Annotated in this window: 22 protein-coding genes, 1 tRNA gene and 1 riboswitch; of the genes, 14 read left to right on the top strand and 9 right to left on the bottom strand. The window is 73.2% G+C overall.

Going from position 1 to position 22437, the window contains the following annotated elements; translation table 11 throughout:
- Nucleotides 1–8 precede the first annotated feature (8 nt).
- The 4 genes from Q9S36_RS36255 to Q9S36_RS36240 are packed head-to-tail and all read left to right on the top strand — an operon-like array spanning nucleotide 9 to nucleotide 3116.
- Nucleotides 9–1442, top strand: a complete 1434-nt coding sequence (locus Q9S36_RS36255) for a GuaB1 family IMP dehydrogenase-related protein (protein ID WP_311289644.1) — start codon at nucleotides 9–11, stop codon at nucleotides 1440–1442.
- Nucleotides 1439–2119, top strand: coding sequence for a sulfotransferase (locus Q9S36_RS36250; RefSeq protein WP_311289643.1), 681 nt, complete (start codon nucleotides 1439–1441; stop codon nucleotides 2117–2119). The genes Q9S36_RS36255 and Q9S36_RS36250 overlap by 4 nt, the downstream gene beginning before the upstream one ends.
- Nucleotides 2120–2127: 8 nt before the next feature.
- Nucleotides 2128–2679 carry a nucleosidase gene (locus Q9S36_RS36245; RefSeq protein WP_311289642.1) on the top strand — a complete coding sequence of 184 codons (552 nt, stop codon included), beginning with the start codon at nucleotides 2128–2130 and terminating at the stop codon, nucleotides 2677–2679.
- A 47-nt stretch (nucleotides 2680–2726) separates the two neighbouring features.
- The gene (locus Q9S36_RS36240; RefSeq protein WP_311289641.1) at nucleotides 2727–3116 is read left to right on the top strand and encodes a hypothetical protein; all 390 of its coding nucleotides are present in this window, start codon (nucleotides 2727–2729) and stop codon (nucleotides 3114–3116) included.
- Here the strand turns inward: Q9S36_RS36240 and Q9S36_RS36235 are convergent.
- On the bottom strand, nucleotides 3108–3689 hold the full coding sequence (locus tag Q9S36_RS36235) for a LysR family substrate-binding domain-containing protein (protein WP_311289639.1): 582 nt from the start codon (nucleotides 3687–3689) through the stop codon (nucleotides 3108–3110). The two genes, Q9S36_RS36240 and Q9S36_RS36235, sit on opposite strands and share 9 nt — an antisense overlap.
- Nucleotides 3690–3707: 18 nt before the next feature.
- The gene (locus Q9S36_RS36230; RefSeq protein ID WP_311289638.1) at nucleotides 3708–5402 is read right to left on the bottom strand and encodes a BCCT family transporter; all 1695 of its coding nucleotides are present in this window, start codon (nucleotides 5400–5402) and stop codon (nucleotides 3708–3710) included.
- Nucleotides 5403–5627: 225 nt separating this feature from the next.
- Between Q9S36_RS36230 and Q9S36_RS36225 the strand changes: the two genes are divergently transcribed.
- Nucleotides 5628–5765 (top strand): hypothetical protein, encoded by a 138-nt coding sequence (locus Q9S36_RS36225; RefSeq protein WP_311289637.1) that lies wholly within the window; start codon nucleotides 5628–5630, stop codon nucleotides 5763–5765.
- 6 nt (nucleotides 5766–5771) lie between these two features.
- On the opposite strand, the gene Q9S36_RS36220 is transcribed toward Q9S36_RS36225, so the two are convergent.
- Nucleotides 5772–5936: a hypothetical protein gene (locus tag Q9S36_RS36220; RefSeq protein WP_311289636.1), complete on the bottom strand. Its 165-nt coding sequence runs from the start codon at nucleotides 5934–5936 to the stop codon at nucleotides 5772–5774.
- A 4-nt stretch (nucleotides 5937–5940) separates the two neighbouring features.
- Nucleotides 5941–7617, bottom strand: a complete 1677-nt coding sequence (locus Q9S36_RS36215; protein WP_311289635.1) for a bifunctional 3'-5' exonuclease/DNA polymerase — start codon at nucleotides 7615–7617, stop codon at nucleotides 5941–5943.
- 87 nt (nucleotides 7618–7704) lie between these two features.
- Here Q9S36_RS36215 and Q9S36_RS36210 point away from each other — a divergent pair, with 87 nt between their 5' ends.
- Nucleotides 7705–8169, top strand: coding sequence for a VanZ family protein (locus tag Q9S36_RS36210; RefSeq protein ID WP_311289633.1), 465 nt, complete (start codon nucleotides 7705–7707; stop codon nucleotides 8167–8169).
- A 3-nt stretch (nucleotides 8170–8172) separates the two neighbouring features.
- On the opposite strand, the gene Q9S36_RS36205 is transcribed toward Q9S36_RS36210, so the two are convergent.
- From Q9S36_RS36205 to Q9S36_RS36190, 4 genes are all read right to left on the bottom strand, one after another.
- Nucleotides 8173–8661, bottom strand: coding sequence for a flavodoxin/nitric oxide synthase (locus Q9S36_RS36205; protein ID WP_311289632.1), 489 nt, complete (start codon nucleotides 8659–8661; stop codon nucleotides 8173–8175).
- Between the two features lie 10 nt (nucleotides 8662–8671).
- Nucleotides 8672–9970, bottom strand: coding sequence for a hypothetical protein (locus Q9S36_RS36200; protein ID WP_311289631.1), 1299 nt, complete (start codon nucleotides 9968–9970; stop codon nucleotides 8672–8674).
- Between the two features lie 104 nt (nucleotides 9971–10074).
- Nucleotides 10075–10596: a hypothetical protein gene (locus tag Q9S36_RS36195; RefSeq protein ID WP_311289630.1), complete on the bottom strand. Its 522-nt coding sequence runs from the start codon at nucleotides 10594–10596 to the stop codon at nucleotides 10075–10077.
- A gap of 120 nt (nucleotides 10597–10716) precedes the next feature.
- A tRNA-Leu gene (locus Q9S36_RS36190) sits at nucleotides 10717–10802 on the bottom strand.
- 80 nt (nucleotides 10803–10882) lie between these two features.
- On the opposite strand from Q9S36_RS36190, the gene Q9S36_RS36185 reads away from it, so the two are divergent.
- Nucleotides 10883–12214, top strand: coding sequence for a M20/M25/M40 family metallo-hydrolase (locus tag Q9S36_RS36185; RefSeq protein ID WP_311289629.1), 1332 nt, complete (start codon nucleotides 10883–10885; stop codon nucleotides 12212–12214).
- A gap of 17 nt (nucleotides 12215–12231) precedes the next feature.
- On the opposite strand, the gene Q9S36_RS36180 is transcribed toward Q9S36_RS36185, so the two are convergent.
- A complete protein-coding gene (locus Q9S36_RS36180; protein WP_311289628.1) occupies nucleotides 12232–12591 on the bottom strand; it encodes a hypothetical protein in 360 nt (119 codons plus the stop codon).
- 170 nt (nucleotides 12592–12761) lie between these two features.
- Nucleotides 12762–12891, top strand: a riboswitch (FMN riboswitch).
- A gap of 86 nt (nucleotides 12892–12977) precedes the next feature.
- On the opposite strand from Q9S36_RS36180, the gene ribD reads away from it, so the two are divergent.
- The 7 genes from ribD to Q9S36_RS36145 all read left to right on the top strand — a co-directional run bounded on the left by ribD (nucleotide 12978) and on the right by Q9S36_RS36145 (nucleotide 22431).
- On the top strand, nucleotides 12978–14024 hold the full coding sequence (gene ribD / locus Q9S36_RS36175) for a bifunctional diaminohydroxyphosphoribosylaminopyrimidine deaminase/5-amino-6-(5-phosphoribosylamino)uracil reductase RibD (RefSeq protein WP_311289627.1): 1047 nt from the start codon (nucleotides 12978–12980) through the stop codon (nucleotides 14022–14024).
- Entirely contained in the window at nucleotides 14025–14639 is a 615-nt protein-coding gene (locus Q9S36_RS36170) for a riboflavin synthase (protein WP_311289626.1), read from the top strand.
- Complete coding sequence (gene pnuC, locus Q9S36_RS36165) at nucleotides 14639–15334, top strand: nicotinamide riboside transporter PnuC (protein ID WP_311289625.1); 696 nt, start codon at nucleotides 14639–14641, stop codon at nucleotides 15332–15334. The genes Q9S36_RS36170 and pnuC overlap by 1 nt, the downstream gene beginning before the upstream one ends.
- Nucleotides 15331–16626 (top strand): bifunctional 3,4-dihydroxy-2-butanone-4-phosphate synthase/GTP cyclohydrolase II, encoded by a 1296-nt coding sequence (locus Q9S36_RS36160; RefSeq protein WP_311289624.1) that lies wholly within the window; start codon nucleotides 15331–15333, stop codon nucleotides 16624–16626. Before pnuC ends, Q9S36_RS36160 begins: the two co-directional genes overlap by 4 nt.
- A complete protein-coding gene (gene ribH, locus Q9S36_RS36155; RefSeq protein ID WP_311289623.1) occupies nucleotides 16623–17099 on the top strand; it encodes a 6,7-dimethyl-8-ribityllumazine synthase in 477 nt (158 codons plus the stop codon). The genes Q9S36_RS36160 and ribH overlap by 4 nt, the downstream gene beginning before the upstream one ends.
- A 258-nt stretch (nucleotides 17100–17357) precedes the next feature.
- A complete protein-coding gene (locus Q9S36_RS36150; protein ID WP_311289622.1) occupies nucleotides 17358–17888 on the top strand; it encodes a hypothetical protein in 531 nt (176 codons plus the stop codon).
- A 52-nt stretch (nucleotides 17889–17940) separates the two neighbouring features.
- On the top strand, nucleotides 17941–22431 hold the full coding sequence (locus Q9S36_RS36145; protein WP_311289621.1) for a BTAD domain-containing putative transcriptional regulator: 4491 nt from the start codon (nucleotides 17941–17943) through the stop codon (nucleotides 22429–22431).
- The last annotated feature ends 6 nt before the right edge of the window (nucleotides 22432–22437 follow it).

Here is a 22437-nt window from a genome sequence, read left to right as displayed (position 1 = left end):
TCCGGCCAGTGCAGTTCCTCCACGACACCCCGGGCCACGACCTCACCTACGACGACGTCTTCATGGTCCCGCGCCACTCCTCCGTCGCCAGTCGCTACGACGTCGACCTGGCCACCTCGGACGGCACCGGCGCCACCCTGCCGCTGGTCGTCGCCAACATGACCGCGATCGCCGGCAGGAGGATGGCCGAGACGGTCGCCCGCCGCGGCGGCATCACCGTCATCCCGCAGGACATCCCGATCCCGGTCGTCGCCGACGTGGTGGCGTGGGTGAAGCAGCGCCACCGGGTGTTCGACACCCCGATCGAGCTGCGCCCCGACCAGACCGTCGCCGAGGCGCTGTCGCTGATCCCCAAGCGCGCCCACAAGGCCGCCGTCGTGGTCGAGGACGGTCGACCGGTCGGCGTGGTCTCCGAGACGGACTGCGCAGAGGTGGACCGCTTCGCCCAGGTCCAGGCCGTGATGAACCGCTCCGTGGTCACCGTCGCAGCGAGCACCGAGCCGCGCGAGGTCTACGACGCGATCGAGCGCGCCAAGGCGCCGCTCGCCGTCGCGGTGTCCGAGGCCGGCGAGCTGGTCGGCGTGCTGACCCGCCTCGGCGCGCTGCGCGCGACGCTCTACACGCCGGCCGTCGACGACGCGGGCCGGCTTCGGATCGCCGCGGCCGTCGGGGTCAACGGCGAGGTCAAGGAACGCGCTGCCGACCTGCTCGAGGCGGGCGTCGACTGCCTCGTGGTGGACACCGCGCACGGTCACCAGGACCGGATGGTCCAGGCCCTGCAGGCCGTCCGGGCGCTGTCGCCCGAGGTCCCGGTCGCGGCCGGCAACGTCGTGTCGGCCGAGGGCACCCGCACGCTCATCGAGGCGGGCGCCGACATCGTCAAGGTCGGGGTCGGCCCGGGTGCGATGTGCACCACCCGGATGATGACGGGCGTCGGGCGCCCGCAGTTCTCCGCGGTCCTCGAGTGCGCGACCCAGGCCCGCGAGCTCGGCAGGCACGTGTGGGCCGACGGGGGAGTACGACACCCGCGCGACGTCGCGCTGGCCCTGGCCGCCGGGGCCTCGTCGGTGATGATCGGCTCGTGGTTCGCCGGGACCCACGAGTCCCCGGGCGACCTCATGCACGACGCGGACGGCCGCCCCTTCAAGGTGTCATTCGGCATGGCCTCGGCCCGTGCGGTGGCCAACCGCACCGCGGCCGAGTCGTCGTACGACCGGGCCCGCAAGGGCCTCTACGAGGAGGGCATCTCGTCCTCGCGGATGTACCTCGACCCCGACCGCCCGGGCGTGGAGGACCTCATCGACCAGATCTGCTCCGGGGTGCGGTCCTCCTGCACCTACGCCGGCGCCAGCGACCTCGCGCAGTTCCACGAGCGCGCGCTCGTCGGTGTCCAGTCCGCGGCCGGCTTCCACGAGGGGCGGCCCCTCGAGAAGTCCTGGTGACGGACGTGCGCGATCTCGACCACGTGTTCGTGATGACCTACGGCAGGTCGGGCTCGACCCTGCTGATGGGCATCCTCAACTCGATCCCCGGCTGGCTGCTGCGGGGGGAGAACCGCCACGCCATGCGGCACCTCTACGACTTCCACCGCAGTGGGCTCGCCGAGAAGGCGCGCGTCGACCCGCGCCGGGCGAGCCAGCCCACCCACCCGTGGTTCGGCATCGAGGGCTTCCCCGAGATCGCGTCCCTCCAGCACATCCGCGCCCTCGCCGAGGCGACGCTGCTGCGCCCCGAGCACGACACGCGGGTCAGCGGCTACAAGGAGATCCGCTGGTACGACGCCGACCTGCCCGAGTACGTCGAGTTCCTGCGCCAGGTGTTCCCGGGGGCGCGGTTCGTCGTCAACACCCGCAACGTGGACGACGTGGCGGCGAGCAACTACTGGACCCACAAGGACGACCCCCTCTCGCAGGTGCGGGCGATCGAGGAGAAGATCCTCACGACCGCGGAGGGCCTCGGCGACGCGGCCTACCGCGTCCACTACGACGACTACGTCGCCGACCCCGGGGTGCTGCGCGGGCTCTTCGACTGGCTCGGTGAGGTCTACGACCAGAACCGCATCGAGGCGGTCATGGCCACCCCGCACTCGCGCATCGGCAAGCACCGGGACGCCGAGTGACGCCACACGTGCTGGTCGTCTCCGCCACCGCGGCCGAGGCCGCGCACGTCCCGGCCGACCTGCCCCTGGTGATCACCGGCCTCGGGAAGGTCGCGGCCGCCGTCACGACCGCGCGTGCCCTGGCGGCGTACGACGACCTCGCCGGCCTCACGGTGGTCAACATCGGCACGGCCGGCGCCCTCCGTCCCGGGCTGTCCGGGGTGTTCGAGCCGGGCACGGTGCTCAACCACGACCTGAGCGCCGACGTGGTCCGCGCCCTCGGCTACGACCCGCAGGAACGCCTCGAGGTGGGGGAGTCGGAGGTGGTGCTGGCGACCGGCGACGTGTTCGTGAGCGACCCGGCCGTGCGCGACGCCCTGGCCGAGCGGGCCCACCTCGTCGACATGGAGGGGTACGCCGTCGCGTACGCCTGTCGCGACCTCGGCGTGCCGGTCCGGCTCGTCAAGCACGTCTCCGACGCGGCGGACGAGTCGGCCCTCGACTGGTCGAGCCTGGTCGAGTCGTCGGCGCGCGTGCTCGGGGAGTGGCTGCGGGCCGAGGTCCTGTACCGGCACGGCTGAGCACGGGACCTCAGGCGGGCCGGGGTGACACCCTCGATACTCGCCCCATGGTGACGACACGTTCGACGTCGGTGACCGCCTCGACCGTGGTGGCGCTGCTCGCGCCGCCGGCGGCCTGGGCGGCGTGGATCTCGTGGAGCGACGGGAAGGCAGGAGACGCCCAGCACGTGGCCTGGTTCGCCACCGTGGCGGTGGGCTGCGTGCTCGCCGGCGCCCTTGCGCCCCGCGGCGCTCGGCTGCTGTGGCCGGCGGCGGCCGCGGTGCTGTCCACCCTCGTCACCCTCTTCCTCTGGTGGTCGAGCGAGGACGAGAGCGGACTGTTCCTCGTCGGCCTCGTCATCGCGGCGCCCCTGGTGGTGGCGGCGTCGCTGCCCTTGCTGCTCCTGGGGCAGGCGCTGGCGTCGCTCGGGCGTCGCGGGGGAGCGTCGTCAGCGTGAGGTGTTGGCCGTCCGTCCCTTGGTGACGCCGACGAAGGCCTGGGTGACCTCGTCGTCCCGGTCGACCTGCCACACCAGGGCGACGGTGGTCGGCTCGAGGTCGGAGACGACCCGGGTCACGACGTCCTTGCGCTGGTGCAGTCGCGCGACGGACATCGGGAGGATGACCACCCCGGTGCCGGCGGCGACCGTCTCGATCGCCTCCTGCTCGGTCATCGGCGGCCAGTCGAGCTGCTCGGCGGTGGGCGTCCACCCGCTCGGGTGCGGACGGACGAGCTGCTCGTCGACGAGGTCGGCCGTGGTGACCTCCTCGTCGGCGGCCGCGAGGACGTGCTCCTTGGACGCGACGGCGACCGGCAGCTCGTCGTAGAGGCGCACCTGGTGCAGCCCCTCGCGGTCGACCGGGAGGCGCACGATGGCCATGTCGAGGGTGCCGTCGCGCACGCCGTCGAGCTGGTCGGCCTCCGTCACCGGCACGAGCTCCAGCGGCTCGCGCCGGCGCTCGCGCCAGTGGCGCGCCCACTTGTCCGGGGTCGCGCCGGTGACGAAGCCGATGCGCAGGGGTGCCACCATGTGCCCGACCCTAGGCCGTCAGGCGTCGGGGTCGCGCTCGACGGACAGGATGAAGTCGTCGCCGTGCTCGGTGACACCCGTGATCACGGCGGCCTCGACGGCCTCGAGCGCGTACTTGCGGCGCACGACCATCGGGTCCTGGCCGAGGTCCTTCACGAGGGCGGCCGCGAGGCCGACCATGATCAGCACGAACGGCAGGGCGGCGATCACCGTGATGGTCTGGAGGCCGCTGAGCGCGTCCGCGCCGCCGACGAGCAGCATCACCGCGGCGACCGCGCCGGTGGCGACGCCCCAGAAGGTCACCGTCGGGCGGCTCGGGTGGATGGTGCCGCGCTCGGAGAGCGAGCCCATCACGATGGACGCCGCGTCTGCGCCGGAGACGAAGAAGATCCCGACCAGCACCATCACCGCGATGCTGGAGACGGTCGCCAGCGGGTAGGACTCGAGGGTGGTGAAGAGCTGCTGCTCCAGTCCGCCCGCGCCGGCGATGTCCGTGCCTGCCTGCTGCAGGTCGATCGCGGCGCCACCGAAGATGCAGAACCACACCACGCTGACCAGGCTCGGGACGAGCAGGACGCCGGTGACGAACTGGCGGATCGTGCGACCGCGCGAGATGCGGGCGATGAACATGCCGACGAACGGCGTCCACGACAGCCACCAGGCCCAGTAGAAGACGGTCCAGCTGGACAGCCAGTCGCTGGTCTCGGTGCCCTCGGCCGCGGTGCGGGCCGCCATCATCGGCAGGTCCGCGACGTAGCTGCCGATGGAGGTCGGCACCAGGTTGAGGATGAAGACGGTCGGCCCGACGACGAACACGAACAGTGCCAGCGCGACGGCCAGGACCATGTTGATGTTGGAGAGCCACTGGATGCCCTTGGCGACGCCAGAGACCGCGGAGAGCACGAACGCGGCGGTGAGCACGGCGATGATGCCGACCAGCACGGCGTTGCCGGTGTCGCCCAGGCCGGCGACGATCTGCAGGCCGGACTCGATCTGGAGCGCGCCGAGGCCGAGCGAGGTGGCGGAGCCGAAGAGCGTCGCGAAGATGGCGAACATGTCGATCGCCTTGCCGCCGAGCCCGTGCGCGTGCCGGCCCAGGAGCGGCTCGAAGGCCGAGCTGATCAGCTGGAGGCGCCCCTTGCGATAGACGCCGTACGCCACCGCCAGGCCGACGACGGCGTAGATCGCCCACGGGTGCAGCGTCCAGTGGAACATCGTGGTCGCCATCGCGGTCTGCGCGGCCTCGGGGTTGCCGGGCTCGCCGGTGCCCGGCGGCGGGGTCACGAAGTGGGTGATCGGCTCGGAGACGCCGTAGAACATCAGCCCGATGCCCATCCCGGCGCTGAACATCATCGCGACCCACGAGATGGTCCGGAACTCCGGGTCCTCGTCGTCGCGACCCAGCGGGATGTTGCCGAACTTGCCGAGCGCCAGCCAGATCACGAAGACCACGAAGGCGCTGGAGGTCAGCACGAAGAGCCAGCCCGTGTTCTCCATCGTCCATCCCAGGCCGCTCGCGGAGGCGTCGGCGAGGCTGCCGGTGCTGACGAACCCCCAGACGAGGAACGCCAGGCTGACCACCGCGGTCACGCCGAAGACGAGCTTGTCGAGCCCGGTCTCGCGTGGCGCGCTCGGCTCGATGGCGGCGTCGAGGGCGGGGTGGATGTCGTCGGGTGTGGGCAGGTCGCGTGGGTGTTCGATTCCTGTGGCCATCCGGCGACCACATCAAGAATCTCGGCATCGAGCAACCCGGCGCGCGAGTTCCGCGCTGGCGGTGAGACAAGGCCCACAGGGGTGGTACGTGCGGACGCCGGGCAGTGGCACTGTGGACACGGAGGTGCACCATGGCGCAACACCTGTCCCAGACCTTCGACCCCGCACTCCACGAGCCGGGCTCGGTGGCGGCCGGAGGCGGCTGCTCCTACCACGCCGGGGCGGGTGGCCGGCCGGACGACTGCGCGCGAGGCCGTCGTGTCCTTCGAGGACGGCGCGGGCGGCTGGTCGTCCGGCTGCCGGCTGGCGCTGGAGGAGCTCGTCGAACGTGGGGAGATCGAGCCGCTCGGCCAGGGGGCCTAGGGCGCGTCAGGCGCCGTTGGACGCCTCGTGCCAGTCCCAGTGCGCCTGGCGGTAGAGCTCGTCCGGGGCGACGAGCGAGCCGCACACGCGGCACACCGGACCCGGCCCGGCCCCCTCGTCGAACATGTCGACCATCCCCTGCGCGGCGCTGTCCCCGTCTCCCTGGCTCATCTGCTCACGATAGGTCGGGCGTGGCGGGCGGACCAGCCTCGGCTTCCCCGGGCTTGCCGGCCTCCGCGTAGGAGCGCACGACCGAGATGTTGAGCGGGAAGTCCACGGGGACGTGCCGGAAGAGCAGGGCGCCGGCGGTCGCCGCCGCGCCGACGACCTCGCGCGTGACGGCCTCGGCCAGCTCGGCGGGACAGTGCACCACCACCTCGTCGTGCAGGAAGAACACGAGGTGGGGACGAGCCTCGAGCGACCCGGTGCCGCCGAGCTCCCAGAGCCGGTTGCGGAGCTCGGCGATCCAGCACAGCGCCCACTCCGCGCCCGTGCCCTGCACCACGAAGTTCCGGGTGAACCTGCCGTACGCGCGCCGGTGCCGGTCCTGCTGGTTGAGGTCGGCCGGCGGGCCGTCGGGCGACTCGTCCCATGATCCGCCGAGCGCGGGACACCCGCGCCCCAACAACGTGCGCACGACCTGGCCGCGCTCGCCCGCGCGGGCGGCGTCCTCGACCAGGCCGAACGCCTGCGGGTAGCGCCGGGTCAGCCCGGCGACCATGCGACCGCTCTCGCCGCTGGTGGCGCCGTACATCGCACCGAGCAGGCCGAGCTTGGCGTCCTGACGGCTTCCCACGGCCCCGGCGTCGACCATGCCCTGGTAGAGGTCGGCCCCGCGCGCGGCGCGGGCGAGCTCACGGTCGCCGCTCATGCCCGCGAGCACCCGCGGCTCGAGCTGGGCGACGTCGGCCACGACCAGGACCCATCCCTCGTCGGCCACCGCGGCGGAGCGGACCTGGACGGGGAACGACAGGGCGCCGCCGCCGTTGGAGGACCAGCGACCGGTGGCCGAGCCGGCGGGTTGGTAGGACGGCCGGAACCGTCCGTCGCTGACCCACTGGTCGATCCACGCCCAGCCGTTGTTCTGGAAGAGGTGGGCGAGCTGCTTGTAGCGCAGCAGCGGCTCGACCACCGGGTGGTCGACCCGGCGCAGGGTCGAGGCCCGGGTGTCGGGCACCTCCACCTCGGCGCGACGCAGTGCCGCGAGGAGCTCGGGCCGGGAGTCGGGGTTGAGGCCCGGGGCGTGCAGGAGGCGTCGTACGTCAGCGGTGAGCTCCTCGAGGAGCCTCGGCCGGGCGCCGCGCGGCGGCCGGGGGCCGAGCCGCTCCTCGAGCAGCTGCTCGTGCACGTCGACGCGCCACGGCACGCCGGCGTGGGTCATCTCGGCGGCGGCGAGCGCGCCGGCCGACTCGGCCGCCAGCAGCAGCCGGAGGCGTACGGCGTCGGGCGAGGCGGCGACCGCCGCGAGCTGCCGGTCGTCCTCCACGTCCGCCCGGAGGTGCTCGGCCGTGTCGTCCGCGCTGAACAGCGCCGGGTCGGCCGGCACCGCCGGTCCGAGGTGGTCCCACGTCTCGGAGTCGGCGCCCCGGAGGAGCCGGCCGTCGACGGCGGGCGCCCGGCGCAGCACGGCGCGGCACAGGCGGAGGTCGTGGCAGCGCCGCACCCGCACCCCGGCCGCGAGCAGCAACGGGTACCAGCGCGCCGTGTCGTCCCACACCCACCGCGGTGCGTCGCGGGCCTCGCGGTCGCCCACCAGGCCCGGCAGGTCGGCGAGCAGGACCTCCACGTCGCCGGCCGCGTCCGTGACCAGGACACGCTCACCCGGCAGGCGGGAGAGGTGGACGCGGGTCATGGAGGACAGCCTCGCCGACCGCACCGACGGTCGCTGCGCTCCCGTGCCGTTTGGGGCGATGCCTTGTGCCTCCCGGAAGATGGTGGCGTGCTGCACCGACATCCGTTCCTCAGCCTGCTGACCCTCCTCTACCTCGGGTTCGTGGGCCTGGTGACGCTGACCCCCGCCGAGGACCAGCCCGACTACCAAGACCTCGCGCTGCGCGTCCTCGCCCGGCTCGAGCGCTATCCCGAGCTCGATGCGCTGACGAGCCGGCTGAACGTCGACCGCATCGAGTTCCTGGCCAACATCGGGCTGTTCGTCCCGCTCGGGGTGTTCCTGCTGCTGCTCGTGGGATCGCGGCTCTGGCTGGTCGCGCTCGCCGCCGGCATCGTGCTGACGTCGATGATCGAGAGCGTGCAGCGCTCGATCCCCGGCCGGGTCTCCGACCCCCGCGACGTCGCCGCGAACTCCATCGGCATGTTCGTCGGCATCGCCCTGGCCCTCCTGCTCACCCTGCCGGCCTCGCTGCGGAGGCGGCGCGAGCGTGAGGCGCGGCGGGCGGCCGCCTAGTCCTCAGGCGCGGAGCGTGCCGCCCCAGGCGCGCGCCCGCTCGACCTCGCCGTCGAGCAGCGGGCCGGGCGTGTCCTCGACGTAGAACGACTCGGTGCCGACGACCCGGCCGACGTGCCCGTGCGACACGCTCCGGGCCGCGCCCCGCGCCGCCGAGCCCGGCAGCCGCCGGACCGACGAGGCCCTCGTGTCGAAGGTCGCGACGTCGAGGCCGGGGACCGGCGCCAGCTCCGCCAGCCACTCGCGGATCCCGGTCTCCTCGTGGCCCGGCCGGCCTCCCTGCTTGACGGCGTCGCGGCGGGTGGTGGCCCGGGTCATCCCGAAGGCGTGCGTCGGTCCACCGACCACGAGCAGGTCGACGTCGTGGGGGAGTGGCGTGGGGGCGTCGGCGACGCCCACGACCTCCACGGGCCCTCCGATGCCGTCCGCGACGGCGCGGGCGACCGTCTCGGTGTTGCCCCAGTAGGACTCGAAGACGACGAGCGTGGACATGGCTGGCTCCTCAGTGCGGTGGTGGGGTGAACGACGACAGCCACCGGCTGGCGAGCCAGCCGCTGACGGCGAGCAGGACGATGCTGGGGCCGGCGTCCGGACCGAGGTGCACCTCTGTCGAGGTGACGAGCGCGACCACCGGACCCGCCCAGAGGGCGGTGAACAGGGTCACGACCTTGATCAGGGCCACGACCGCCAGCGGGGGCCCGGCGGGTCGGTCGCGCAGCAGCAGCACGCCGACGGCGACGATCGCCGGCAGCACGATCGCGAGGTCGAGCCAGAAGACCGGGTAGGGGGTACCGCCCACGCCCTCGGGGTCCGGGCGCGCGCCACCCAGCGCGAACGGCAGGAGCGTGGAGAGCCACAGTCCGGCGAACAGGACGCCGGTCGTCACGAGCATCCACCCGGTGCCACGGACCAGTCCCCGCGAGGCGGCGCTGGTCGGCACGGCCTGCACCGCCACGCGCGCCAGCCCGGCCGCCAGCCCGGCGACCGACAGCGCGACGATGACGACGTACACCAGGAAGGCGCGGTTCATCGGGACGCCGGTGACGTAGATGAGGTAGCTGTAGGCGAGGTAGCCGAGCAGGCCGAGGCGGGCGAGGTCGGCGGCCGGCGACAGCATCGGCCGCCGGACCAGCCAGAGGAGCAGGACGGCCACGACGAGGCTGCACGCGTCCTGCGCGCGGGCGCCGAGGACGGTGGCCTCCGGCAGCGAGCGGTACGGCGTCTCGGCGAGGAGGCCGTAGGCGGAGGCCGCCACGACGGCGGTGGCCAGCGCCAGCGTCGACCCGAGCAGGACGGGCGTGCGGCGCAGGCCACCGGCGACGAGGACCACCTCCGGCGGCGCGGGCCCGTCCGGCACCGCTGCAGGTGCTCCGGCCAGGGTCGTCCAGTCGGCCCGGGCAGCAGGTAGGAGAAGGGCGAGCGCGGGCAGGCTCCACGTCCAGATGCCGAAGCCGAACGCCATCAGCAGGACGTGGAAGGCGATCACCCCGACCCACCCGGCGCGGGCGGCACGTCCGCCACGGAGCAGGAGCAGGCCGAGGACCAGCTCACCGCCGGCGAGCAGCAGGAACCACACCCGGGCGTGCGGCATCACGAGGTCGTGCCAGGTGGTGGTGACGAACGACCAGTAGGCACCGTCGGCGAACGGGCGGTAGGTCTGCGGGTCGGCGGCCACGATGCCGGCGTTGATGCCGGCCATGACGAGGAAGAAGCCGCCCACGAGGCGACGTACGACCGCGGCGCGCGGCGCGCTGCAGACGGGCCCGCGCAGGCTCGGGCTGCGCTCGATCGTGGTGCTCATGCGGCCACCCGCCTTCCTGCTCCCAGCCTCCAGCGAGGAGGCGCCGGGCGGCAGGGGCGAGGTGCCACGGGCTCCGGGACCAAGGTCCCGGAGATCTCACGGGGTCAGCGGCCCGCGAGCCACTCCTCGTAGGACACCAGCTCGTCGCCGGCGAAGCACCTGCCGTCCGGCACGATGGCTCCGGGCACCTCGAAGGAGCCGAGCACCCGGCAGCGGAACGGCTCCTGCGCGCCGAGGCGGACCGGCGTGCGCCATCCGGTGTCGGTGTGGACCGCGATCTGCACCCAGCCGCCGGCCGGGCACGGGGCGAAGTTGCCCATGTTGCTCACGAGCGCGAATCCGTCCGAGCGCCAGGTCTTGACGACCATCGTCGCGGCCGTGCGGCACCTCGGGCGCGGGTCGTTCGACTTCCAGAGCCGGGTGAGCCTCCGCTCGACGAAGTGCTGGAACGCAGGGGAGGTGCGCGAGATGCGGTCGAGGTGGTCGAGCGTCACGGTGGCGCCGGAGCCCTTGTAGGTCACGGTGCGCACCGACTCGGCGGGAGCAGCGCTCCAGGAGGACGCGGGAGCGAGGAGGCCGACGGCGGCCAGCAGGAGGCAGGTCAGGACGGTGGCGGTGCGGCGCATGGGCGACTCCCGGGAGCGTGGCCGCGGGTCGGCCAGTCGTACTACAGACGCGGCCCGGCCCTTGCAGGTTGCGCCGGAGAAGCAGAGAACCCCAGGTCGATGACCTGGGGTTCTTCCCTGTGTCCGAGGGGGGACTTGAACCCCCACGCCCTAATACGGGCACTAGCACCTCAAGCTAGCGCGTCTGCCAATTCCGCCACCCGGACGAGTGCTGGAGAACAGTAGCAAAGCCGCTCGGCACCGACGAATCGGGGCTGGTGCTTGCTCGTGGGGCAGGATGGACGGCATGGAACAGGCGCCCGGACAGAGCCCAGAGGACCGCTCCTACGACCCCGCTGCGGAGGTCGTCGACCTGTGCCAGCAGCTCATCGCCATCGACACCTCGAACTACGGCACCGACGAGGGACCGGGGGAGCGCAAGGCCGCGGAGCACGTCGCCACCCTGCTCGACGAGGTCGGCATCGAGGCGCAGGTCATCGAGGGCCGCCCCGGCCGGGCGAACGTCGTGGCGCGGTGGGGAGGCGGCGACGGACGCCCGCCGCTGCTGCTGCACGGCCACCTCGACGTCGTACCCGCCGAGGCGTCGGACTGGCAGGTCGACCCCTTCAGCGGGGAGATCAAGGACGGCCACGTCTGGGGTCGCGGCGCGGTCGACATGAAGGACTTCGACGCGATGCTGCTCAGCGTCGTGCGTGCCCGGGCAGCGGCGGGCGCAGTGCCCGACCGCGAGCTCGTCCTCTGCTTCACCGCCGACGAGGAGGCGGGCGGCCACCACGGCGCCGGCGTCCTGGTCGACGAGCACGCCGACCTCCTCGCCGACTGCACGGAGGCCGTCGGCGAGGTCGGGGGCTTCTCCGCGACCGTCCGCGGGCGTCGGGTCTACCTGATCGAGGCCGCCGAGAAGGGCATGGCCTGGATGCGCCTGACCGCGCGCGGACGCGCCGGCCACGGCTCGATGATCAACGACGACAACGCGGTCACCCGGCTCGCCGGTGCCGTCGCCCGCATCGGCGCCCACGAGTGGCCGGTGCGGCTGACGCCGACGATGGAGGTGCTGCTCGCGACCATCGGTGAGCTCGCCGGCACCCCCGCCACCCCCGACAACGCCGAGGCACTCGTCGAGGAGTTCGGCGACGCGGCCCGGATGGTCGGCGCGGTCATCCGCAACACCGCCAACCCGACGATGCTGCGCGCCGGCTACAAGACCAACGTCATCCCGACCGACGCCCAGGCCACGGTCGACGGCCGCTTCCTGCCGGGCTACGAGGACGAGTTCTTCGCGACGCTGCGCGAGCTCGCGGGCGAGGGCGTCGAGTTCGAGTTCGAGTCCAAGCAGGACCCGTGGGAGACGCCGTACGACGGTGACCTGGTGTCCGCGATGACGCGCAGCCTCCTGGCGGAGGACCCCGACGCCGTCGTGGCCCCGTACCTCATGAGCGGCGGCACCGACGCCAAGCACTTCCGCCGGCTCGGCATGCGCTCCTACGGCTTCGCGCCGCTGCGGCTGCCCGCCGACCTCGACTTCACCGCGCTCTTCCACGGTGTCGACGAGCGGGTCCCGGTCGATGCGCTCGAGTTCGGTGCGCGGGTCTTCGACCGCTTCCTCGACGACGTCTGAGACGGCGTCCAAGGGCGTCAGCAGCCCACCCAGACCACCTGTCGCCATTGCGTGCCCTCGACGTCGACCTCGGTCCACTGGACGCGCACGGGACCCTCGAGCCCGCGGCCGCTCGGCGGCAGGCAGTCGGGGCGACCGTCCTGGTGCAGCTGGCTCTTGGCGTCGGTCCACGCCACGTCCAGCGGGACCGACACGTCCGACCCGTCGCCGAGGGTGCACTGGATGGTGCGGTCCCCTGACAGGCAGCTGACGGTCTCCGTCCCGGACTGGTCCGCGCGCCACACCGTCACGCCCAGCACACCTGCCGCCAAGGCGAGCGCGGTGACGGAGACGCTCGCGAGCCCCGGTCGGTGTGGACTCCTCGTGGCCGTCGACATGACCGGAGTGTGGCACGTCGGGCACCGCGTGGTGCTCGTTCCGGTCCGCGCCAGTCCTCGTCGTCGTGGCAGCCGACGCCGTCGGGGGCCTCGGAAGTGTTGCGCACGTCACCGACGAGCACCGGTGAGGGAATGCGCGGGGCTGTGGCACAGTTGCCTCCACGAAGAGCAAGCGTGCTCTGGGGGCGGTGAAACTCCGCACCGGCGGTCACAGTCCGCGACCCGGCCACAGCCAGTGGCCGGTTGACCAGGTGGAACTCCTGGACCGACGGTCAAAGTCCGGATGAGAAGCGCACGCAGACGGCTCCGCGTCCCTCGCTCCTGAGGGAGGGCGCGCAGCGTCAACCCGCCCCCCATGAGTCCGCGTCGACGGACCGGAGGCGGAGATGACGACCAGCGAGGCAGAGCGCCGCGCCATGCGGCGTGCCCTCGAGCTCGCGGTGACTCCGGGCGTGCCGCTCGGCCCCAACCCGCGCGTGGGCTGCGTGCTCCTCGCGCCGGACGGTACGACGGTCGCGGAAGGCTTCCACCGCAGGGCAGGCGGCCCGCACGCCGAGGTCGTCGCGCTGGCCGAGGCCGGCGAGGCCGCGCGCGGTGCCACCGCCGTCGTCACCCTCGAGCCGTGCAACCACACCGGCCGGACGGGGCCCTGCAGCGAGGCGCTGATCGCCGCCGGGGTCGCCCGGGTCGTCTTCGCCCAGCCCGACACCAACCCGGTCGCCATCGGCGGCGCCGGACGACTCCGCGACGCCGGGATCGAGGTGGTCGGCGGGGTCATGGTCGAGGAGGCTCGGGCGATCAACCGCACGTGGACCTTCGCGATCGCCCACCAGCGGCCGTTCGTGACGTGGAAGTTCGCGACCACCCTCGACGGCCGGAGCGCGGCGGCGGACGGCACCAGCCGCTGGGTCTCGAGCAGGGCCGCCCGGCTCGACACGCACCGCCTGCGCGCGCTCTGCGACACCATGCTGGTCGGCACGAACACCGTCGCCGTCGACGACCCCGAGCTGACCGTGCGCGACGAGGTGGGCGATCCCCTGCCCCACCAGCCGCTGCGGGCCGTGATGGGGATGCGCGACATCCCGCTCGGGCGCCGCGTCTTCAACGACCGCGCCGAGACGCTGCAGCTGCGCACCCGCGAGCCCCGCGAGGCGCTGGCCACGCTGTTCGCCCTGGACCGCCAGCACGTGTTCCTCGAGGGCGGGCCCACGCTCGCCCGCGCGTTCCTGCAGGCCGACCTGGTCGACGAGGTCGTCGCCTACGTCGCCCCGATGCTGCTCGGTGCCGGGGCGAGCGCGGTCGCCGACCTCGGCATCACCACGATCGCCGACGCCCTGCACCTGCACGTCACCGACGTGACCGTGCTGCAGGGGCACGACGGCGAGGACACCAACGTGCGCCTCACCATGAGCCGCCCATCGAGGAGGAGCTAGATGTTCACCGGAATCGTCGAGGAGCTCGGCACCGTCGCGGAGGTCACCGACCAGGGCGACGCCATCCGGCTCACCGTGGAGGCGTCCACCGTGCTCGAGGGCACCGGTCCCGGCGACTCGATCGCGGTCAACGGCTGCTGCCTGACCGTCTCCGAGCTCGGCCTCGGCCGCTGGTCCGCCGACGTCATGCAGGAGACCCTCGACAAGACGTCGCTCGCCGGCGTCGCCCCCGGTGACCGGGTCAACCTCGAGCGAGCGGTCACCGTCGACAAGCGCCTCGGCGGGCACATCGTCCAGGGGCACGTGGACGGCGTGGGCGAGGTGATCTCCCGCTCGCCCAGCGAGCACTGGGACGTCGTCGAGGTCTCGCTGCCCCCGCACCTCGCCCGCTACCTCGTCGACAAGGGCTCGATCACCGTCGACGGCGTCAGCCTGACCGTCGTCGAGGCCCGGGAGTCCAGCTTCACCGTCAGCCTCATCCCCGAGACCCTCGCCCGTACGACGCTCGGCTCGCGCCGCGTCGGCGACCTGGTCAACCTCGAGGCCGACGTCATCGCCAAGCACGTAGAGAAGCTGCTCGGCGCCTACACCCCCACCCACAGCAAGGAATCGTGATGTCCCTCCTCGAATGGCTGGTCAACGGCACCATCGCCGTGCCCGGCGGCGAGCTCGGCGCCCGTGAGGTGATCGGCAACCTGTTCGGCCTCGCCAGCGCCATCCTCGGCATGAAGCGCCTGGTGTGGGCGTGGCCGATCGGTCTCGTCGGCAACGTCCTGCTCTTCACCGTCTTCGCCACCGGTGAGCTGTCGGGTCACATCGAGGAGCCGCTGTGGGGCCAGGCCGGGCGGCAGGTCTTCTTCGCCGTCGTCTCCGTCTACGGCTGGTGGCGGTGGTCGCAGGTCCGCAAGGCGGGCGGTGCCTCCGACGGCGGCGCCATCGCGCCCCGGTGGGCCACGTGGGGCGAGCGCGGGCAGCTGCTCGCGCTGGGCGTCGTGGGCTACGCGGCGGCCTACGTCCTGCTCACCCAGGTGCTCGGGTCGTGGGGCCCGACGACCGAGGCGTGGATCCTCGCCGGCTCGATGCTGGCGACCTACGGGATGGCGCGCGGCTGGGTCGAGTTCTGGCTGGTGTGGATCCTCGTGGACATCGTCGGCGTGACCACGCTGATCCAGGCGGAGTACTACCCGACGGCCGGCATGTACCTCTTCTACGCCGTCTTCGTGGTGATCGGCTTCGTGGTCTGGCTGCGCGACGCGCGCACCGTCGTCGACACCAGCACCGTGGACGAGGACGAGGCGGTCCCGGCATGAGCGAGGCCCCGACCCGCGTCCGCCTCGACCCCGTCGAACGGGCCGTGGAGGACATCGCCGCCGGCAGGGCCGTGATCGTCGTCGACGACGAGGACCGCGAGAACGAGGGCGACATCATCTTCGCCGCCGCCAAGGCGACGCCGGAGCTGATGGCCTTCACCATCCGTCACTCCAGCGGGGTGATCTGCGTGCCGATGCCGGGCGACATGCTCGAGCGGCTGGAGATCCCGCTGATGACCCCGCACAACAAGGACCGCTTGCGCACTGCGTACACGATCTCGGTCGACGCCCGCGACGGCGTCACCACCGGGATCAGCGCGGCGGACCGCGCCCACACCGCCCGCACGCTCGCCGACTCCGCGACCGAGCCGTGGGAGCTGACCCGGCCGGGCCACGTCTTCCCGCTGCGCTACCGCGACGGCGGCGTGCTCGTCCGGCGCGGGCACACCGAGGCGGCCGTCGACCTGGCCAGGCTCGCCGGGCTGACCCCGGCCGGCGTGCTGGTCGAGGTGGTCAACGACGACGGCACCATGAAGCGCGCCCCCGAGCTGCGCGAGTTCGCCGACGAGCACGGCCTGGCGATGATCTCGATCGAGGACCTCGTCCGCTATCGCCGGCGCCACGAGCGGCACGTCGAGCGGGTGGCCGAGACCCGCCTGCCCACCCGGCACGGAGAGTTCACCGCGTACGGCTACCGCATCACGATCGACGACAGCGAGCACGTCGCCCTCGTCCACGGGGACGTCTCCGGCGACGCGCCCGTGCTCACACGGGTGCACAGCGAGTGCCTCACCGGCGACGTCTTCGGCAGCGAGCGATGCGACTGCGGCCCGCAGCTCGACACCGCGCTGGAGGCGATCGTCGCCGAGGGCAGGGGAGTGGTGGTCTACCTCCGCGGCCACGAGGGCCGCGGCATCGGCCTGGTCGCCAAGCTGCAGGCCTACCAGCTCCAGGACGGCGGCCGCGACACCGTCGACGCGAACCTCGACCTCGGCCTGCCGGCCGACGCGCGCCACTACGGCACCGCCACCCAGGTGCTGCGCGACCTAGGCATCACGTCCGTGCGGCTGATGACCAACAACCCAGACAAGACCGCCAGCCTCGAGGACTTCGGCATCCAGGTCGCCGAGCGCGTGCCGCTGGCCGTCCACCCGACGACCCACAACCAGGCCTACCTCCGCACCAAGGCCGAGCGGATGGGGCACGACCTGCCCCAGCTCGCCGTCGAGCTGGCCACCGACCACCAGGCCGAGCACCCGCCGGCCACCGACCCGGACGGAGAGAGCGCATGAGCGGCGCCGGAGCACCCACCTCGCAGCCCTACGACGCGAGCGGCCTCAAGGTCGCCGTCGTCGCCGCGAGCTGGCACACCCAGGTGATGGACGGCCTGGTCGCCGGCGCCGAGCGCGCGCTGGCGGCGTACGGCATCGGCGAGCCGGAGGTCCACCGGGTGCCGGGCACCTTCGAGCTGCCGGTCGTCGCGGCCGCGCTCGCCCGGGAGGGGTACGACGCCGTGGTCGCCCTCGGTGTCGTCATCCGCGGTGGCACCCCGCACTTCGACTACGTCTGCTCGGCCGCGACCGACGGCCTCACGCGGGTCAGCGTGGAGCACGCCGTCCCGGTCGGGTTCGGCGTGCTGACGTGCGACACCGAGGAGCAGGCGCTCGACCGCGCGGGGCTCGAGGGCTCGGCCGAGGACAAGGGCTGGGAGGCGACGGCGGCCGCGCTCGACACGGCGCGGGTGTTGCGGAGCATCCGTAGCTGACGACCGCCGTGACCGGACCGTGAGCGGTCCGCGACCATCCGATCCGACCGTGGTCGCATGCTCTCCTCACCCTCGTCCCGTCCCGTCCGGATCGCGGCAGCGCTCGGCGGTCTCGTGACCTCCTTGGTCCTGACCAGGTGCACCCCCGGCGCTGAACCCGGTGCGACGCCGCCGTCCGCCGGTACTCCGTCGGCCGCCGCGCCGGCTCCCGCGGCACCGGCACCAGCAACCGGGGGGCCGACGGCCGCCACTCCGTTGGTGGACGCCGTGGCAGCGCGGCGGCTGTCCCCGCGTCGCGCGGCCCTCGGTACGGCGCGGATCGCAGTGCCGCAGGGCTGGGACGTGGACTGGGTCGGCGTGGGCTACCTCCACCTCGGGCCCGGCCACTTCCGCTACAGCGGCGGTGCCTTCGCCGTCGTCTCCAGCGCCATGGCGTCGGACGGCCTCGAGGCGCTCGGCGGCGGAGTCCTGGCGTGGCTGCGGGCCCAGCCAGAGGTCACGGTCCGCACTCTGCGGCCGGTCCAGCTGGAGGGACGTCGCCACCCGGCAGTCCTGGTGCACGGGTCCGTCCAGGTCTGCGGGTCGCCGGTGGACTCGCCCGAGGCCGCGCACCACTCGTGCATCAACGCTCGCGGCGCTGTGCTCGCGCTCCTCCCGGCAGGGACTCGCGGGCGCGTGCTCGTGGTCAGCGTCGGCGCGCGACCGCTCGGACGCCGGGCGGACCCCGTCAGCGTGGCTGACCGGTGGCAACGCCTGCAGCGGCTGGTCGACCTGGTCACCGTGGGCTGAGCGTTCGGCCAAACTCGCCGCGAGGGTCGTCGTGCGTCCTTACCATCTCGCCATGCGCTTCAGCGTGCTCGGTCCCCTCGTGGTGCACGGCCCACGCGGGTCCGTGGACGTCGTCGGCGGCAAGGAGCGGACGCTCCTGGCCCATCTCGTCTCGGCAGCAGGTCGCGTCGTCACGGTCGACGAGCTGAGCGACTCGCTGTGGGGAGACCATCCGCCCCGGGCGCCGGGCAAGGCCCTCCAGACGTATGTCCTGAGGCTGCGCAACGCGCTCGAGCCTGAGCGGCGTGGGGTTCCCACGATCGTGGTGACCGAAGGCGCCGGCTACCGCCTTGTCGCCAGCGAGCACGACGTGGACGCCCATCTCTTCGCCCATCTCGTCTCTGCCGGGCGCGAGTCCCTCGACGCGGGACGCCCGGCAGAGGCGGCAGCCACGCTGCGCGAGGCCCTCGCCCTGTGGCGCGGCCCGGCCTATGCCGGTTTCGAGGAGGCGGCCTTCGGGCGGGCGGAGCGGCAGCGTCTCGACGCGCTGCGGGTGAGCGCTCGGGAGGACCGGTGGGCCGCGGAGGTCGATTTCGGCCGGTCCTCGGTCGCCGTCCCCGAGCTCGAGCAACTGGTGGCCGAGCACCCGTGGCGCGAGCGGGCGTGGGGTGTCCTCGTCCTCGCGCTGGTGCGCGCCGGCCGGCAGGGTGAGGCGCTCGGTGCGCTGGAGCGGGCGCGGGCCCGACTGGCCGAGGACCTGGGGGTCGACCCCGGCCCGCAGCTGCGCGACCTCCACGCCAAGGTGCTGGCGCACGACCCCGGGCTGATGGTGCTCCCCGAGGAATCCGCCGCGGCCCCCTCCGAGGCGGTCGTGCCGATGGTCTCCCGCGCCGAGGGCCTGGCGGTCGTGCGCGACGAGAGCGTCTCGGTGGCGGCGGCACGCACCGCGCTGAGAGGTGGCCGCGCTGCCCTCGTCGAGGGCATCTACGCGCTGCAGACCGCCGGCCCGCGGCGCGCGCTCCCGCCCGATGTGTGTCCCTGGCGGGGCCTGGAGACGTACGACGTCGCGGACCGACCGTGGTTCGCAGGTCGGGAACGGCTGGCAGCCGAGCTGCTCGCCCGCTTGTCCTCCGACAGCCTCGTGGTCGTGGTGGGCGCGTCCGGGAGCGGCAAGTCCTCGCTCGTGCGGGCAGGAATGCTCGGCGCTCTCGAGGAGGGCGCCCTCCCCGGCAGCTCGGGCTGGACCACCTTGCTCATGCGTCCGGGCGCGGCTCCCATGCGCGAGCTCGCCGCGGTCGCGCTCGGCGCTGCCCAGTCCGTGCCCACCCTCGGAGACCTCCTCCTGAGGCTCGCCGATCAGGGTGACCACGACGACACCCGGCAGACCGTGCTCGTCGTCGACCAGCTCGAGGAGCTGTGGACCGCGTGCGACGACGACCGTGAGCGCGAGGCGTTCCTGGACGCGCTGGTCGGCATCGCCCACGAGACCGACGCCCGCGTGGTGCTCGTGGTCCGCGGGGACTACTTCGCTCGGCTTGCCGACCATGCCGGGATCGCCGAGCTCGCCCGCGACGCCACACTCCTCGTGGGCGCGCCCAGCGCCGCGGAGGTGCGGCGGATGGTCGAGGTGCCGGCCGGTGCGTCGGGGCTGACGCTCGACACCGGCCTCGCGGACACGCTCACCGACGACGCCGGGCAGGAGCCGGGCCTGCTGCCGCTGCTCTCGACCTCGCTCCTCCAGCTCTGGGAGCGACGTCGGGACGGTCGGCTCACCTACGCCGACTATGTGTCCATCGGCGGCCTGGCCGGTGCGGTCGCGCACCTCGCCGAGGAAGCCTACGAGCAGCTCCCGGAAGCAGATCGTGCCGCAGCTCGTGTCGTGCTGCTGCGGCTCGCCGGGCGCGCCGGCACGGGTGAGGTCGTCCGTCGCCGGGTGGCGCTGGCGGAGCTCGACGGCCTTCCCGGCCCCACCCGCCGCGTGGCCGCCACACTCGCCGGCGCCCGGCTCCTGACCCTCACCCACGACGCGGTCGAGGTCGCGCACGAGTCGCTGTTCCGGGAGTGGCCGCGCCTCGCGGCGTGGCTCGCTGACGACGTCAGCAGCCGCACCGTCCAGCACCGCCTCGCAGTCGCGGCCGGGCAGTGGGAGGCCCAGGACCGCGATCCGGGTCTTCTCTGGCGAGGAGCGGGCCTGCAGGCGGCGCTGGACGTGGTCACGGCCTACCCCGACGAGACGACCGCCGTCGAGCGCGACTTCCTCGCCGCGGGCGAGGCGGTGCTGGACGCGGAGCGGCTCGAGGCCGAGCAGCGCGCGGAACAGGGGGAGCGGCAGAACCGCCGGCTGCGCATGCTGGTGGTGATCGGCACGGTCCTGTTGCTGGTGGCCCTGGTGGCAGGGGTCCTGGCGGCAGTCGGCAGGCAGCAGGCAGCCGAGGCCCGTGACCGCCAGGCGGAGGCAGCGGTCGCAGCAGACGCCAGGCGACTGGCCGCGGCCTCGCTCAACGAGGAACAGCTCGACCTCGCCCTCCTGCAAGCGGTGGAGGCGGTGCGGACCGAGCCCGGCTCGGAGACCCACGGTGCGCTGCTCAGCCTGCTGGCCCGCACACCTGACCTGCTGCGCCAGCGTCGGGCCGAGACGCCCTTCCTCCGTGCCCACGCCAGCCACGACGGTCGGGTGGTCGCGGTCGCCGAGTTCGACCCACGCGTCATCGGGGTCGACGCCGACAGCGGCAAACAGCTGTGGACGCGTGACGTCCCGGGTGCCGGGCACGTCCTCACCCTCGACGCGAGTCAGCGCGGCTTCCTCGTCACGTTCTGGAACGACGCCGGCGGGACGGGCGTGGAGCTCTGGGACGACCGGTCGGGGCGCACCATGTGGTCCCTCGCCCCTGGTGACGTCGAGGCTGTCGTCGGGGCCGGGGAGGCTGACCTGCTGGAAGCAGTCTGGCTGGCCGACGGCCGGGCGCTGGTGCTGACGCCGACCCACCTGGTGACCGTCTCCCCCCGGGGACGGGTGCGCCGGGCCCTGGCCCTTCGTCCGGGGCCCTACCCCAGCCTGCTGCGCGCCTGGCCTGACGGGCGGGTGAGCTATGAGGCGCCACTCGACGTGGGACACGTGCTCGACCTGGACCGACCTGGGCGGGTGCGCACCCTTGACTTCTCGGTCCCCAGCGTATCGCCGGACGGCGAGGTGGTCCTGACCGCCGACCGCTCCCAGCCCGACCTGGTCCGCCTCCGCCTGCGCGACTCCCGGACCTTCGAGCCCCGGGGGGAGCAGATGACCGTCAGCTCCTTCGACGACGGTGTCGACTGGGCACCCGACGGGCGTACGTTCGTGATCGGTGCCGGCGAGACGGTGCAGGTGCGGGACCGCCGCGGTCGTCTCCTGCGCGATCTCACCGGAGCGCACAACGGTGCGGTGATGGCGCCCGTCGTGGCAGGTGCGGACCGTCAGGTGCTCTGGTCGGCGGGTCGCGACGGCCTGCTGTCGGCCTGGACGCTAGGCAGCACGGACGGGCTGCTGTCATCGATGGACCTCGGTGCCAGCCCGTTCACCGGACAGGCGAGCCTCGACGGCTTGCGTGCGGTCGCCCTCGACGTCATCGAGACCGACCTGAACCAGGCGTACCTCCTCGACGGGAGGAGCGGTGCTGCGTCGGACCCGCTCCCCATGCCCAGCGGTTGCCAGTGCCAGCCCTGGAGCGTGGCGATGAGCGGAGACGGGAGCGTGGCGCTCGGCGCCGTCACAGAGCTCGGTCCTGGAGGGCTGGTCGAGGACCGCGGCAGCGTCGCGGTCTGGGATGCCGACACCGGTGATCTCCTGCACGTCGTCGAGACGCCGTGGGCACCCGTCGCGGTCGCGGCGACACCGGACGGGACGCGGGCCGTGGTCAACGGACTGGCCGGCGTCGCGGTGGTGGACCTGCGCGACGGGACGATCGTCGGTGAGCCGCTCCAGCTCGAGCGCCTGCGTGCGCCCGAGGGCGTGACCCGCGTCAGCGCCGACGGCCGGTCGGCCGCCGTGTCCCGCGACGGCAACCTCCTCGTCCTCGACGTGGACACCGGCACCGAAGTCGCCGTCCGACCGCTGGGGAGCCGTTCGGCGACCGCGCAACGAGCCACCGCCCTGGGCTGGGTGGCTGATGACCTCGTCGTTGGTGGGCTCGACGGCCGGCTGCTGTTCCTCGACGGGTCGACGCTGTCGCCCGTGGCCCCCCCGCGTGAGGTGTCGGCCGGGTTCGTCATCGACGTCGTCCAGGTGGGAGACGTCGTCGCGAGCCTGGGAACCGACGGTGACGTGCGGCTGTGGGACGTCCGCACGTGGTCGCCGATCGGTCTGCCGGTCACCGAGGAGAACGTTCCCGGCTTCCTGTCGGGATCGGACGGGGAGCTTCGGGCGTGGTTCGAGGGCGGCAGCACGAGCAGGGGCGGGAGAGCGCGCGACCTCGCGCTCGACCCGGAGGGCTGGGTGTCCCGCGCGTGCGAGATCGCCGGCCGCCAGTTGAGCGAGGACGAGTGGGCGGTGATCCATCCCGGCCGCGCGTGGCGGGAGACGTGCCCGTGACCGGTT

It is taken from the genome of Microbacterium sp. ARD31 (genome assembly GCF_031844425.1).
Note: the sequence above shows the minus strand (reverse complement) of the source record. Positions and strands in the feature narration are given on the sequence as shown.